The organism is Candidatus Avedoeria danica, from assembly GCA_016703025.1.
In the GTDB taxonomy this organism is placed as follows: Bacteria; Chloroflexota; Anaerolineae; order Epilineales; family Epilineaceae; genus Avedoeria; species Avedoeria danica.
Genome location: JADJCV010000004.1, coordinates 1,942,161 through 1,957,430 on the forward strand (window position 1 = coordinate 1,942,161; position 15,270 = coordinate 1,957,430).

8 protein-coding genes are annotated in these 15,270 nt (G+C 72.5%); 5 read left to right on the forward strand and 3 right to left on the reverse strand.

The features are described from left to right. Nucleotides 1-101: 101 nt before the first annotated feature. Together IPG72_11025 and IPG72_11030 are read right to left on the reverse strand one after the other, a co-directional pair. Complete coding sequence (locus IPG72_11025) at nucleotides 102-3,821, reverse strand: VWA domain-containing protein (GenBank protein ID MBK6769515.1); 3,720 nt, start codon at nucleotides 3,819-3,821, stop codon at nucleotides 102-104. Continuing rightward, on the reverse strand, nucleotides 3,818-7,711 hold the full coding sequence (locus IPG72_11030) for a VWA domain-containing protein (protein MBK6769516.1): 3,894 nt from the start codon (nucleotides 7,709-7,711) through the stop codon (nucleotides 3,818-3,820). Before IPG72_11030 ends, IPG72_11025 begins: the two co-directional genes overlap by 4 nt. Nucleotides 7,712-7,974: 263 nt before the next feature. On the opposite strand from IPG72_11030, the gene IPG72_11035 reads away from it, so the two are divergent. After that, on the forward strand, nucleotides 7,975-9,564 hold the full coding sequence (locus tag IPG72_11035; protein MBK6769517.1) for a hypothetical protein: 1,590 nt from the start codon (nucleotides 7,975-7,977) through the stop codon (nucleotides 9,562-9,564). 55 nt (nucleotides 9,565-9,619) lie between these two features. Here the strand turns inward: IPG72_11035 and IPG72_11040 are convergent, their stop codons facing one another. Further along, the gene (locus IPG72_11040) at nucleotides 9,620-10,792 is read right to left on the reverse strand and encodes a S1 RNA-binding domain-containing protein (GenBank protein ID MBK6769518.1); all 1,173 of its coding nucleotides are present in this window, start codon (nucleotides 10,790-10,792) and stop codon (nucleotides 9,620-9,622) included. Nucleotides 10,793-11,182: 390 nt separating this feature from the next. Here IPG72_11040 and IPG72_11045 point away from each other — a divergent pair, with 390 nt between their 5' ends. From IPG72_11045 to IPG72_11060, 4 genes are all read left to right on the forward strand, one after another. Continuing rightward, complete coding sequence (locus IPG72_11045) at nucleotides 11,183-13,465, forward strand: UvrD-helicase domain-containing protein (GenBank protein ID MBK6769519.1); 2,283 nt, start codon at nucleotides 11,183-11,185, stop codon at nucleotides 13,463-13,465. Next, complete coding sequence (locus IPG72_11050; GenBank protein ID MBK6769520.1) at nucleotides 13,462-14,244, forward strand: hypothetical protein; 783 nt, start codon at nucleotides 13,462-13,464, stop codon at nucleotides 14,242-14,244. The genes IPG72_11045 and IPG72_11050 overlap by 4 nt, the downstream gene beginning before the upstream one ends. A gap of 40 nt (nucleotides 14,245-14,284) precedes the next feature. Next, a complete protein-coding gene (locus IPG72_11055) occupies nucleotides 14,285-14,596 on the forward strand; it encodes a hypothetical protein (protein ID MBK6769521.1) in 312 nt (103 codons plus the stop codon). 82 nt (nucleotides 14,597-14,678) lie between these two features. Then, complete coding sequence (locus tag IPG72_11060) at nucleotides 14,679-15,260, forward strand: DUF4126 domain-containing protein (protein ID MBK6769522.1); 582 nt, start codon at nucleotides 14,679-14,681, stop codon at nucleotides 15,258-15,260. The last annotated feature ends 10 nt before the right edge of the window (nucleotides 15,261-15,270 follow it).

Sequence of the window (15,270 nt, forward strand, 5' to 3'; positions counted from 1 at the left end):
ATATGACAATCCATCGCGGACCCCGGTTCCATTGAGGCGAACCCTCCAATCCAATCCAATCCAATTCAGTCCAGTCCAGTCCGCCCCGCGCCGTCCCGCCCTTACGGGCACAACAACGTCCGCCCCACCTCCTCATATACCGCTCGCAGGTCCTCCACCGCCGGCGCGAACCGGTAGTCGGAGGGCTCGGACGCGATCTCGCGCAGCAGCCCTTCGTCCACCTGGGCGCCGTACCCGACGACGAACACGCGGGCGCCCGTGCCGCGCAGCGCGGGCAGCACGGCGCGCACCGGATCGGCCGGCCCGTTCTGCAGGCCGTCGGACAACAGGACGATCACCGGCAGTGCCAGCGCGCGCGGATCGCCCTTCACGACGTCGATCGCCGCCTGCAGCCCGCGGTCGATGCGCGTGCCGTGGCCGGGGCGCAGAGCCGCCAGCGCGGCCTCGGCCGCCCCGCGGTCGCCGGACAGCGGCGCGACGACGGTGGGCTCGGCATCGAACGCCACGACGGCGATCCGGTCGCGCCCCGCGGTCATTCGCCCCAGGAGCACGTGCGCCGCCTCGGCCGCGACCTCCAGCTTGGTGCGCACGCCGTCGGCGGCCGGTTCGGCCATCGAGCTCGAGACGTCATGGACGAGCACGAGGTCGATCGGGCGACTCCAGGCGGTGCAGTGCTGGCGGCTGGCGAACGGCAGGTAGACCCGTCGGGTCGTGACCACTTCCACCCGCGGTACCGGGAAGCGCAGCCTCCCCGTGCCCCCCCGCACGTCGCGCCACACCACCTCGGCCTCGACGTTCGTCGGCCACGTGCCGCCTTCCTCGGGCACGACGTCGTACGTCAGCGTGAAGCGCGTACCGGTCGGTCGCGGCGCCAGCGTCCAATGGAGCGACCAGGTGAGCGTGCGCGTCGCCGCGTCCCATGCGGCCGGCGGCACGGCGCTGCCCGCCACGAAGCGCATGTTCGCCGGCACCACATCGCGCACTTTGAGCGTGTCGAACGGATCGGCTTCGACCTGCCACGCCCCAACGCCGTCGATCACGGCCCCGGCCCTCTCCGGCGACGGATCGAGGTGCAGGTGATCCGCGCCCAACATCGCCACGAGGTTGGCGCGCACGGCGGCCGTGAACTCCGGCGTCGTCACGATCAGCGCATGCACGTCGATGCCGTCCGCCCGGGCCGCCGCGATACTGGGCCGCGGGTCGTCCTTGAACACCCCGTCGCTGACGACGACGATCGCCCGTCGCGCGTCCGCCGCGCGGCGCGGGCCGTTCAGCTCGGCGTGCGCCAGGTCGACGCCGGCGCCCATCCGCGTGTCGCCGTCCGCCTGCACGCGCAGGATCCGGCTGCGCATGTCGGCCAGGTCGTCCGACAGCACCACCTGCAAGGCGGCACCGTCCCCGAACGTCACCAGGCCGACGTCCACGACGGACGGGTCGAGCGCCCCCAGGAGCGGCACCAGGGCCCGCCGAGCGCGCTCCAGGGCGCCCGGCGGCACCGTCGCGTACTGGTAGCCGTCGTTCATCGACCACGACGTGTCCACGACGAACACGATCTGTTCGGGCACCGGCACCTTCGGACACTCGCCTTGGACGGTGAGCACGACCGACACCGGTGACCCAAGCGGCACGCGCCCCGGCGAAGCGGTCTTGTCGACATCGACCAGGCAGGATTGCGGATCGGTCGAGGGCGGCAGTTTCCCGGGTGGCGGCACGGACATCTCGAACCGCCAGATGCCGGCCGCTTCGATGACGTCCTGCGCCCGGCCGACGAGCGATCCGACCTTCACGCGGCTGTAGGTCACGTAGATGCTGCCGTCCGGCCCGGCGGTGATGTCCGTGCCCTCTGCCCGCTTGGCGCCGGACGCGCCCGGCATCCGCCACGCCGCGCGCAACGCGCCGTCCGTCGTGTAGCGCAGGCCCCACCCGCCCCGCCCGAGGATCACGATGTCGCCGTCGACGGTCATGTCCAGGCGCTGCGGTCCGTCGTGCGCGCGCCACTCGCCCAGGTCGTCCCCGGCGAGCGAACGGACGAGGACGCGGTTGCGGCCGGTGTCGGCGATGTAGACGCGGCCGCCGCCGACCGTGAGATCGGACGCCGCCACCGCCCGCCCGTCCGACGTCACCGGCCAGTCCGCGACCGGAAGGCCATCGGCCGTCCAGACGACGACGCGTGAACCGACGGCATCGAACGCCGCGACGGCCGCTGCATCCGCGTCGACGGCGATCAGGCGCACGCCGGGCACGCCGCTGAACCAGGCGGGCTCGACGATGCCCGTCCGCAGCCAGACGCCGCCCGGCGTGGCGGTGTACACCCGGTCGCCGACCGCCGCGATGTCCTCCGGTGCACCGCGGTCGGGCTGGGACGTCCCGAGGCTCCACGTCCCGAACCCGTGGTGGGTCCAGTGGCCGACCAGCCGCCCGTCGTGCGACCAGCGCTGGATCGCGTTGTGCTGGCGATTGACGTCGACGTTGCGGGCGGACGGCGCCGCCGCGCTGCCGATGGTGTACGCACCGTCGAGGATGGAGAGGCCGTCCGGTCCCGACGTGACGGCGCGCGGCCGCACCGGACCGGTCAGCGCCGGCACGTCGCCGTACGCCAGGCCGGTCGGCGTCGCGTCCACCGTCCCGGGGACGCCGAGGCGCACCGGACCGAGCGTGAACGGGTCGTTGCCCTGCCACGCCGCCAGGATGGCGCCATCCGGCGCCACGTCGATCGAAACGCCGCTCACGACGCCGGATCGCCGGCCGGCGCCGGGCAGGTGGGCGGCCGGCACGTAGCGCACGTCGGGACCGTTGCCCGGCAACGCGCCGACGCTCAGCATGTCGGCGTCCTGCCGACGTTCCGACACGAACACCGCGCCGTCGCGAACGGCGAGGTCGTCGTGGCCGCCGTCCAGCCGCACGATGCCTTCGAGCGCCAGGGTGGTGCTCTGCGTGATGTTCAGCGTCACCGCAACGTGCTCGCTGCACGGCAGTTCGGACTGCGCGGCGACGGCCGGTCGATCCGGTTCGACCGACCGTCGCGCCGACTCCGCGACAGACGGTCGCGGCGTGGCCGTCGGGCGGGGTGTGGCGGGCGTGGAGGGCGGCAGCGACCGCGGCGGGCACGACCGGGTCGCAAACACCAGCGCGGTGATCCGACCATCGCCCGCCGCATCGAGCCGGGTGATGTAGTACTCGTAGCCATGCTCGGGCGGATCGATGCCCAGGCCGGCCAACGGGATCCGATGGGTCGTCCGGCCGGCCGGATCGATCACGACGACGTCCCCTTCGCTCGCCACCACGATCCGGCCATCGGGGAGCGAAGCCACGTCGTTGCCGTCGTGGCCCGGGAAGTCCCAGCTGCCGCGCAACCGGCCGTCCGGCTCGAGGAGGAGCACCCGGTTGGTGTCCGTCAAGCGGCCGGGCCCCAGTCCGAGGACGGCCAGCTCACCATCCCACGTCGCGTCGATCCGCTGGGCGGTGATGCCCATGGGAGCGAGGTCCACGACGCGGCGCAACGTTCCGTCCGGTGCGATGACGTGCAGCACCTGCCGGCGTTGGCTGGAGTCCCCCGTTGCCGGGTTGCGCACTGCCGCGTCCAGGACGAACACCGTGCCGTCCACGCCCGACGAGAGATCGCGGGGCTGGCGGACCCGCGCCATGGATCCGCCGTACGGCACGTCGAACCAGTCGCCCGCAAGCCGGTACGTCAACGCCGTCGTACCCGGCGCGGGCTCGGCGGTCGGCGGCGGTGCGGTTTGCGCCGCCGCACGGCCGCCGGCAAGGGCGATGGCCAGGACGGGTGCGGCGGCCAGGACGATGGCGGCACTCCGGATCACGGACACAGCAGCGTTCTCCCCACGCCATCATACACCGCCCGCAAGTCCTCCACGGCCGGCGCAAACCGATAGTCCGTCGGCGCGCTCGCGATCTCCCGCAGCAGCGCTTCCGCCTCGGCACTGCCGCCGGCACCGCCGCCCGCGCCGCCCGTGCCGCCGTAGCCCACGACGAACACCCGAGCCCCCGTGTCCCGCAGCTCCGGCAGCAGCGCCCGCACCGGATCGGCCGATCCGTTCTGCAGGCCATCGGACAGCAGGACGATCACCGGCAGCGCCAGCCCCCGCGGATCGCCCGTGACCATGTCGATCGCCGCCTTCAGCCCGCGGTCGATCCGCGTGCCGTAGCCCGGGCGCATGGACGCCAGCGCCGCCACGGCCGTTCGGCGGTCGTTGGACAGCGGCGCAGCGACGCTGGCCTCCGCATCGAACGTCACGACGCCGATCCGGTCGCGCGCCGGGTTCATCCGCTCGAGGAAGATCAGCGCCGCTTCGGCCGCCACCGCGAGCTTGGTGCGGGCGCCGTCGGCGGACGGTTCGGCCATCGAGCTCGAGATGTCGTGGACCAGCACCAGATCCAGCGGGCGGCTCCAGGCCGTGCACTGCTGGCGGACGGCGAACGGCAGGTAGATCCGGCCCGGCGTCACGCGCACCCGGGGCACCGGGAACGCCAGCCGCCCGGACGCACCGCGCGCGTCCAACCACGTCACGTCCGCCTTCACGTTCGTCGGGTGCTCGCCCACCTCGAGCGGCACGGCACGGAACGACAGCGTCACGGGCGCCCCCGGCGGCTGCGGGCCGAGCTGCCACGTGAGCGTGCGCGCCGTGTCGTCCCACACGGCCGGCGGGGCCGCCGAGTCCGGCACGTAGCGCAGGTTGGCCGGCACCTCGTCCGTGACGGTGAGCGACTCGAACTGCCGCGTCTCGTCGCGGTAGACGCGCAGCGCGTCGATCAGGTCGTGCGCCGTGTCGACGGACGGGTCGACGAAGAGGCGGTTCGGGTCGCCCAACAACGTGAGAAGCGATTGGCGGTAGTCCGGCGTGAACTCGGGCGTCGACATCACGAGGGCGTAGACGTCGATCCCCGCCGCGTGCGCCGCCGCAATCGCCGGCGCCGGATCGTCCTTGAACACGCCGTCGGAGACGATCAGGATGCTCGGCCGTGCGTCCGCCGCCCGCCGCGGCCCGAGCAGCTCCTGGCGCGCCAGGTCGATCCCGGCCCCCATCCGCGTGTCGCCATCCGCCACGGCGCGCACGATCCGCGAGCGCATGTCCGGCAGATCGTCCGACAGCACGGTCTCCAGCGCCGCCCCGTCACCGAACGTCACGAGGCCGACGTCGACGACATCCGGGCTGAGGGACGCCAGGAGCGGCAGCACGATCGTGCGCGCCCGGTCCAAGGCGCTCGGCGGCTCGGTCCAACTCTGGTAGCCGTCGTTCATGGACCACGACGTGTCAAGGACGATCATGATCTGCTGCGGCAGCGGCTCCTTCGGGCAGTCGGCCGTCACCTCCAGCCGGACCACGATCGCCTCGCCCAGGCGCACCGCCTCCGGCGCGGCCTTCTTGTCCACCTGCACCAGGCACGCCCGGACGTCCGGCTCGGCCGGCGCACGGTCGACCACCGTCGGCTCGAACACCCAGACGCCCGCCTGCCCGATCCGATCGCCCCGCCGGCTGCGGTCGTCCGCCGTCGGCCGCGCCGCGCCCAGCCACGTCACGTACACCCGCCCGTCGGCGTCGGCCGCGATGTCGTTGCCCAGCGTCGGCTTGACCGCCGTCGCGCCCGGCATCCGCCACGCCGCCAGCAGCGCCCCGGCCGCGCTGTAGCGCAAGCCCCAGCCGCCGCGCCCGAGGACCACGATGTCGCCGTCGGGCGTCGCGTCGATCCGCAGCGGCCCGTCGTGCGTGCCGAACTCGCCCACCGGCGCGCCGTCCAGATCCCGGACGAGGATCCGGTTCCGACCTTGATCCGCCAGGAACACGCGCGCGCCGGACAGGGCGATGTCCGCCGGGGCGCAGGGCGGCAGGCCGGGGCCGTTGATCGGCCAGTGCGCCGTCGCCGATCCGTCGGACGCGAAGACGCGGACGGAGCCGTCCGCGGCATCCAGGACGGCCAAGTGGTCCGCGTCGGCGTCGCCGGCGACGAGTTGGGCGTCGTTCAACCGGATCACCCATTCCGGTGCCAGTCGGTCCACGCGGCGCCACACGGCGCCGGGCGTGATCGTGTAGACGGCGTCGTCCGAGCCGCCGATGTCGACCGGCACCCCGTACTGCGACCAGTCCAGCTGGCCGCGGACGTGGGCGTGCGAACCGTAGTGCGCCCAGCTGTCGACGAACCGGCCATCCGGCGTGTACCGCTGCAGGCCGCCGACGGCGCGCCGGGCGTCGACGGCCGCCCGAACGCCGCTCTCGTCGTTGTACGCCCAGTACGGCGCCTCGTACACCACGATCTCGCCGCCCGACACGCTCACTGCCGCCGGCCGGCGCGGCCCGAACGGCAGCGGCTCGCCGTTCACGCCCAGCGCGACGGGGCGCGGGCGATCGTCCGGCCATGGCGAGGTCATCGGGGTCGTGGACGGACGGCCGAGGTCGGCCGCGCCGTGATAGAAGTGGTCGGTGCCCGGCCACGCAGCCAGGATCCGACCGCCGTAGCTCACCGCAAGCCGAACGGGCATCGCGGCCTCGACGGCGGCGAACGCGTCGGGCCCGAGCGAGCGCTGGAGCGGGATGGCGGCCACGGGCAGCGCGCCGGGCCGGAACGTGCTGACCGCGAAGACCGGCCGGTACGTGCTCTCCACCGTGCTGACGTAGCCCTCGGACGCCCCGGCGGCCACGTCCATGATCCAGGCGCCCGGCCGACCCACTCGCACCGCACCGCCGTCGGGCGCGAGGACGAGCACTTCGTGGCGGCGGTCGACGACGGCGCTCGCCGCGACGCCGAGCGTTCCGGCGGCGCCTGTTCCATCCGGCGCACCGACAGCGCCCATTCCATCCGCCGCGCCGAGTGCTCGGGTTGCGCCGCCGGTTCGCATCTGCCGGCCGGCGACGGCGCCGGGCGCGGCCAGCCGCGGCCGCGGGGTCGGCGTCGGCGTCGGCGTGGCCGTCGGCCGGGGGTCGGGCGTCACGTCGCAGGTACACTCGGCCACCTGGTGGATGTAGACCCGCCCGTCGGCGCCGACGTCGATGTTCACGAGCTGGGCCGTCCAGATCCCGCCGGGCGGCGCGGACGGCGTCGGCAGGGCGATGCTCGGGTCGACGACGCCCGTCTCCCTGCCGTCCGCGCCGTACCAGCGCAGCCGCCTCGCGTCGGCGACGACGATCCGGCCGTCCGGCGCGACGGCGACATCGCGGGCGTTGTCCGAGACCGGGAACTCGCGCGCCAGTTGGCCGGCGGCATCGTAGCGCAGCACGGCGGCGTTGTTGCCGGCGTTCAGCTGCGCCAGCACCGCCACGCCGCCGTCCGGCGCGGCGTCGAGCCGGATCGGGTTGCGGTTCGGCGTGGTCAGCTGGATCCGCGTCGGCGGCGCGCCGTTCGGCCAGAGCACGTGGATGACCTTGCTCGAGGGCTCGCCGCCGTTCGCCGGGTCTGGCCGCAGGTTCGCCATGTCCAGCACGTAGATCCGGCCGTCGGGCGCGGCGCTGATGTCGATCGGCGCGAAGAAGAGGGCGTCCGGCCCGGTCTCCGCCGGCCCGCTGTACGACACGTCCTGCCATGTCGCGCTCAGGCTGTAGGTGAGGGCCGTCGTGCCGGGCGCAGGCGGAACGGTGCCGGGCTGCGCGGCGGCGGGCGTGGCGGAGAGCACGGCGCCGACGAGAAGGGCGGCGGCGATCGACAGGGTGCGGCGCCACGGGCGGCGGACGGGGAGTCGGGCAGTGCGGCGGCGGTTCATGGGTCCTCCGTGGTCGTGTGCGATGGGCGCCGGCCGGCGAACGGCGTTCGCCGCGGCGGGCTGCAGGGTTGTAACAACGGGGGAGCGGAAACGGCGACGGCCAAGATGTGCAGGCCAGAAGCGTCGCCACGGCCACAGCCTCGGCCACGGTGCGCGGCAGCGACCCGATGTCGCCGCACGTCGGCCCACGCTGTCATGCCTGCCGACGACGCTGCGTCGCCGCCCGTGCGATCGATCGCACCCATCGCCAACAGGACCCATCGATGCGCACCTCATCCCCTGCAGATCGCCAAGACCGCTTCCACCGCCGCGCCCGCCGACGAGTCACCGCTGCCGCCGCTGCGCTGGCCGCCGTGCTCGCCCTCGCAGGCACCGCCACGTCGCCGCCGCGCGCCCGGTCCGCGCCGCTGGAACGGATCGAAGGCGGCGCTTCGACGAGCATTCAGGTCGCGAATCTCGACCGCGAGCAGAGCGCCGCGGCGCTCATTACCTTCAACAATTGCAGTCGTCCTCCAAGCCAAATCACTTCAAGCTGGGTCCCGATCTCACCTCTGGGCGCATTGAGCCGCAACCTGTGGAACCCGAGCGGGGGGTACATCCCCCGCCCTGCCTGTGGCGCGTCGATCGCAAGCGCCGCTTCGGTCGAGCAACCCTTCGCCGCGCTCGTGCACACGGAGTGGCCGTCGTCGGGGCGCCCAGCCGCGTCCGTCTATCGGGCCGTCCGACCGGCCACCGAGGTGATCGTGCCGTACTACATCAAGCGCGGGACGGGCGACAACGTCGGACTGGCCGTGATGATCGACGGGGACGAAGCGGCCGACATCGACCTCACGCTGTACGACCGGAACGGCGCCGTGGCCCTTCAGACCCGTTACGTTTTCACGGCCCGTGAAGCGCGGATCCTCCCACTCCACCAGACGGCCGCCGTTCCGCTCGGCTTCGTCGGCTGGGCGCGGCTGCGCTCGAGCACCGCGCTCGGCGCCGTCGGCATCATCGACGGGCTGGGCGGGCATTCGGCGGCCGCTTTCGAAGGCGTGGCGAGTGCCGGCCTCTCGTCGACGCTCTACGCGCCGCTCGTCCGATGGAGCGACGACCGCGGGCAGACATCGCTGACCACCGTCTGGGTGGCGAACCCGTCGGACACCGCCGTGCACGTAACTGCCCGTTACGACGGCCTGGCCGCGCCGTGCGGCGGGCGCACATGGACGAACGCCCAACGGACGATCGCGCCGCACGCGATGGCCACCTTCGACCCGCGCGCCGACGGGTTGATGGTCGGTTGCGCCGCAGCCCTGACGCTTACGGCCGACGGCCCGGTGGCGGCGGCGGTCGTCGACGCGTTCCGCTCCCTTGGGAACCGGTACGAAGGGGCGTACACCACGCTCACCGCGGCAGACGCCGAACGGCTTGTGCTCCTGCCGGTCATGCGCAACCGGTACCAGAACGGCCAGTTCACGACGGCAGCCGTCGTGCACAATACGGCAGCCGTCGCTGCTGACGTGACGCTGACCGTTGCCGACGAAACGGGCGCACGGTTACCGCTGTGTCCGGGCTGCCGGACAACCGTGCCTCCGGGCGGCGCGCATCTCTTCGCCCCGACACTCGCGTCGTTCATGCCGAGCCGCAGCGCCGGGTCGGCGCGCATCGACAGCGACCAACCGGTCGTGGTGGTCGTCAGCGAGCACAGCGAGGTCGGGCTCAGGGACAGCTCGATCTACCCGGGGATCGGCGTGCCGGACGCGCCGATGTACGGCACGCTGCTGGCGCCGTACACCCCGAACGGCGCGAACGACATGTGGCAGCCGCCGGTCGACAAGCGCTACTTTCCGTGGGGGGACGCGACGCGGCCCTGAACGCGGGGGCGGGCAACGTCGTGCCCGGCCGTCAGGCGAGGGTGAACCGGGGGCGTCAGCTCTCGCCCTTGCTCTCCCGGTAGTCGGCGAGCATCTTGGCGTAGACGTCGGACATCTCGCGGGCCGCGGCCTTCTTGCCCTTGTCGCCGCGGCCCTTGCCGCGCTCGCCGCCGTCGCCGTCCACGTCCTCGCCCATCGCGCGGCGCAGCGCCAGCTCGACGACGGTGGGCATGCGCTCCGCCGGCTCCTCGGGGACGTAGACCTCTGGCTCGCGGTCGCGGTCGCGACTGCGGCCTCGATCGCGGCCACCGCCGCCGCCACCACCGTAACCGCCGCCGCCACCGAAGTCGCCACCGCCCGAGGCGCGCTGCTCGGCTTCGGCCGCGGCTGCGGCGTCGCCGGCCAGGCCGACCATGGAAAGGCTGATCCGCTTGCGCTCGACATCGAGCTCCTTGATCCGGACCTCGACTTCGGCGCCCGCCTGCACGATGTCCTCCGGGCGGCTCACGAAGCCGCTCGACATCTCGGAGATGTGAACGAGACCCTCGGTGTCGCTGCCGATGTCGATGAACGCGCCGTACTTCGTGATCGTCGTCACGTGGCCCGTCACGACATCGCCGACCGCCAAGCCGTTCATCGGGCGGCCGACCGCCGGCCGCATGGAGAGCGAGATCCGGCCCTTTTCGAGATCGACGTCTTTGACGAAGACTTCGACGCTGTCGCCGGACGACACGGCCTCCTCGGCGGTGCGGACGCGCTTGCCGGGCAGCTCGGTCAGGTGCACGAGCCCGTCCGTCGTGGCGCCGATGTCCACGAACGCGCCGAACTTGGAGAGCCCGACGACCTTGCCCTTGAGCTTCTCGCCCACGACAAGCTCGGCCAGCTGCCGCCGCGGCCGACCGCGGCCTGCGGCCGGGTCGGCAGGCTTGTCGCCGCCCTTGGCTTTGGCCTTGGCAGGTGCGGGCGCCTCGCCGGCCGGTTCGGCCGCCGCTGCGCTCTCGGCCGCAGGTTCGCCGGCGGAGACGGTCTCGACGTCAGCGACGACGTCGTCGACGGCCACAATGGCGGCCTCGGCGGCGGCATCCTCTTCGGCTACGGCCTCAACCTCATCCGCAACGACCGCATCCGCAACGACCGCTTCGGCTTCGACGGCCGCCTCGATCACTTCGCTCGCGGCCTCGACGGCCGGTTCATCCGTCGGCGGCGTGTCCGTCTCTTGTTCGCTCATCGTGGTTCCGATCCTTCGACCTCCGCCGGCGCCACACGAGTCTGGGGCGGACACCGACGGCCGTGTTGCCCTCGGCGGACCTCCCGCCGATCGGCGCTCCACCGGCCGGCCGCAATGCGGCCCGACCCAGACCGGGGAACCTGCGAAGGATATCACCCGCCCTCTGACGGGGTCAAGGATGGCGGTCCGCCGGCGACTGCGCGGCGCCGGCGTGCCGGCCCGACGGCGGCGGACCTGGTGATACAATGCCCGCCCATGTCCGACCCCAACCACCCCCCGGCCGACGCCTTCGACGATCCGTTCTTCGCCGCCGCCGCCGCCGACGCGGGAGCCGGCGCGGAGCGCTCGCGCGCGGCCGAGCGGCTGCTCGAGGGTCTGAACACGGCGCAGATGGACGCCGTTTCCGCCGACGAGGGGCCGGTGCTCGTCCTGGCCGGACCGGGCTCGGGCAAGACCCGCGTCCTGACCCACCGTGTGGCCTGGCTGATCGAGGTGTTCGGCGTGCCGCCGTGGCAGATCATGGCGGTGACGTTCACGAACAAGGCGGCCCGCGAGATGCGCCTGCGCCTGGAGCGGCTGGTGGGTCCGGCGGCGCTCGGGCAGGTGACGATCGGCACGTTCCACGCGATCTGCGCCCGGATCCTGCGGATCGAGGCCGAGACGCTCGCCTTTGACGGCAACTTCGTCATCTACGACTCGGACGACCAGGAGCGGCTCGTCAAGCGCGCCCTGGACGAGATGAACCTCGACCCCAAGCAGTTCCGCCCGAGCGCGATCCTCGGGGCGATCTCGAACGCCAAGAACGAGCTCGTCCGACCGGAAGCCTACACGCCGGCCACGTACTGGCACGAGATCGCCGGCCGGGTGTACACGCGCTACCAGCAGCTCCTGCGGAACAGCAACGCCGTCGACTTCGACGACCTCCTCCTCGAGACCGCCGAGCTGCTGCGGCAGAACGCGGCCGTGCGCGACAAGTACCGCGCCCGCTACCGTCACGTCCTCGTCGACGAGTTCCAGGACACGAACACGGCGCAGTACGCGCTCGTGAAGGCGCTCGCCGCGGCCGAGGTGCCCGACGCGCCGCACAACCTGTTCGTCGTCGGCGACGAGGACCAGAGCATCTACCGCTGGCGGGGCGCCGACTACCGGAACATCGAGCGCTTCCGGCGCGACTTCCCGTCGCCGACGACCGTCATCCTGGAACAGAACTACCGCTCGACGCAGACGATCCTGGATGCCGCGCGGGCGATCATCGACCGCAACGCCCACCGGACGCCGAAGGCGCTTTGGACGGAGCGCGGCCACGGCCAGGGTATCCAGCTTTTCGAGGCATACGACGAGAGCGAGGAGGCGGCGTTCGTCGTCCACCAGATCGAGAAGCACGTCCGCTCGGGCGGCAAGTTCGGCGAGATGGCGGTGATGTATCGGACAAACGCCCAGTCACGGACGATCGAGGACGCGCTCGTGCGCAAGCGGATCCCCTACCAGCTGGTGGGCGGCACGCGCTTCTACGACCGGCGTGAGATCCGCGACGTGCTGGCCTACCTGCGTCTCGTCCACAACCCGCTCGACGAGGTCGCCCTCCAGCGCGTGATCAACGTGCCCACCCGCGGCATCGGCGACAAAGCGATGGCCACGCTGCACGCGGCGGCCGGCGCGTGCGGCGTGCCGCTCTGGCCCGCGCTCCAGCTGATCGCCGCCGACGAGCTGGCCGAGGTCTCGCCCGCCGCGGCCGCCGTGACGGTCGACGCACGCACCCTCAAGGCGCTCGGCAGCTTCCACGACCTCCTCGCCCGCCTGATCACCGCCCGCGAGCAGCTGGACGTGACGGCGCTGCTCGGGGCGATCCTGGACAACACCGGCTACGCCAAGCACGTCCGCGACGGCACGGACGAGGGTGAGGAGCGCTGGGAAAACGTCGTCGAGCTGCGCAACGTGGCCGTCGACTTCGAGGCCATGCCGCCGCGCGAGGGTCTGGCCGCGCTCCTCGAGAGCGTCGCCCTCGTCGCGGACGTCGATGCGCTCGATGCCAAGGCATCGGCCGATCGCGTGACGCTCCTCACGCTCCACGCGGCCAAGGGCCTCGAGTACCCGACGGTCATCATCACCGGCCTCGAGGAAGGCTCGATCCCGCACAGCCGCTCGGCCGACGACCCGGACGGCCTGGCCGAGGAGCGCCGCCTGTTCTACGTGGGTGTGACGCGCGCCGAACGGACGCTCATCCTGGTCCGCGCCCACCGCCGCACGGTCTACGGCACGACGGACCTCCGCGAGCCGTCCCGCTTCCTGCTCGACCTGCCCGTCGAGGTGATGGCCGAGGCGCCGGCGCCGGCAACGGGCATTCGTGGGACACCGGTGCACAGTCGTGCGACGCAGTGGGGGGACCGGGGGCGCGGGGGCGGGGGCGGTGCGCCGAGCGCGGGCTATGGAGGTCGCAGCGTCGGCGGCGCAAGCACGACGTCGGGGCACGGCGCAGGCGGCACGGCCGCTGGAGCATCCGCCGGCGCCGCGACGTTCCGCCCGGGCGACAAGGTGATGCACCCGACCTTCGGCGAGGGCGTCGTCGTCACGGCGACGCAGCGGGACGGGGATGAAGAGGTGACGGTGGCGTTTGTGGGGGCGGGGGTGAAGAAGCTCATGCAGAGCTTCGCGCGGTTGGAGCGGGTGCGGTGACGCACAGCCGCGGGCGCACGCGGCGCCACGGGGCGCGCCGATCCGCGCGAGCGAGATCGTCGGCGGAGTCCGCCAGCGGCGCGTCGACGACGGCGTACTACGCCGCGGAGGACCGCCGGTCCCGTCCCGGCGGTGCGGGGGCGATCTGGATCTGGTTGCTGTTCGTCGGATGCTGGATCGGCGCCGCCATGCTCGATCCGGCGTTCGACGACAAGCGCTTGTTCCATCCTCGCTCGTCCGTCGGCCTCAACGCCTTCGGCCGCGTGATCGCAACGTCGATGGCGGACTCCATCCAGCCGTACGCACCGGCGCTGGCCCGGATCCTCTTCGTCCTGCCCGTCGTGGTCATGATCGCCGCCTACCTGTACGAGCGCGCGTCGCGGCCGGAGCGCAAGGTCGTCACGGTCGTCGATGCCGGCGCCGAGGGCGAGGGAGACGCACCCACGCCGCGCCCCGAGTCGGAGGACGAGCGCTTCGCGGCGATCCACCATCGGCGACAGGTCGCCGCAACGGCGCTCACGATCGGCGTCGTCGCAACCGGGGTGATCCTCCGGCTGGCCACGGGACGAACGGACCACGGCAGCGTCGTGTTCATCGCAGCGCTCGCCGCCATTTTCTTGTCCCATCGGCTCGTCGCACGCTGCCCGCGCTGCGGCGTGACCCTCACTGCGGCGGCCCGTCAGCGGGAGGGACTTAGCTGGCTGTCGCCTGTCGGTGTCGCGTACTGGCGTCTGCTCGCGTGTCCCGCATGCCGCGTTCGCCTGCGACAGGACCAATGACCGAGCGGATGCCGCACCGCGCGCGGCGGGAGCGGATGTGGTGAGCGACGACGACGTCCGACGACCGCACCGGCCCGGTTTGCTCTCCCGCCGAAAACGGAGGAGACGATGGCTCCTCATCATCGAAGCAGTCATCGCCGTCGGCTACGTCTTCACCCAAGTGGAACGCTCGCATGGCGCCGGCCAGGATTCGGAGTCGTTGCGATGGTTCGTCGGCATCCTGTTGCTGATCGGCGTGTTCCACTACGTGCTCGGCCGCCCACGCTGTCCCCGATGCAACCGGCGCTACTTCCAGTCCCAGCTGCACGAGGGCATCGAGTCCTGTCCGCACTGCGCGGCGATGCTGGGTTGAGGCTGCGGCGTCGGCGCGGCGCGGGGTGGGGCGCAACCGTGCGGTGCGAACAGCGTAGGTGCATCCAGACGGAGGCTCACCCATGGACTTCACCAGCATCGCCACGCTCCTCAGCGCGTTCGGCCTGTCGGCATCGGCCGGCCTGAACGCCTATATCCCGCTGCTCATCGTCGGCGTCGTCGGGCGGTTCGCGCCCGGCATCGTGCGCCTTTCCGCGCCGTTCGACGGGCTGACGAACTGGTGGGCGATCGGGACACTGTCCGTCCTCGTCCTGATCGAGACCCTGGCCGACAAGATCCCGGTCGTCGACCACGCGAACGACGTCATCGGCACCGTCATCCGTCCGGCCGCCGGCGCGATTCTGTTCGCGGCGACGACGGGCACGGTCACCTACCTCAGCCCGACCGTCGCCCTCGTCCTCGGCCTCGTCGTCGCCGGCGCCGCGCACGGGGCCAAGGCGACCGCGCGCCCCGTCGTGACCGCGACGACGGGCGGCATCGGCAACCCGATCGTCAGCACGGTCGAGGACATCGCGGCGCTCTTCACGAGCTTGATCGCGGTGTTCGTGCCGATCGTCATCGGGATCGGGGCGGTGATGTTCGGGATCATCGTCCTGGTGTGGCGGAGTCGGCGGCGGTCAAGGACCGTGCAGGCCGGAGCGTAGCGCCCGCCCC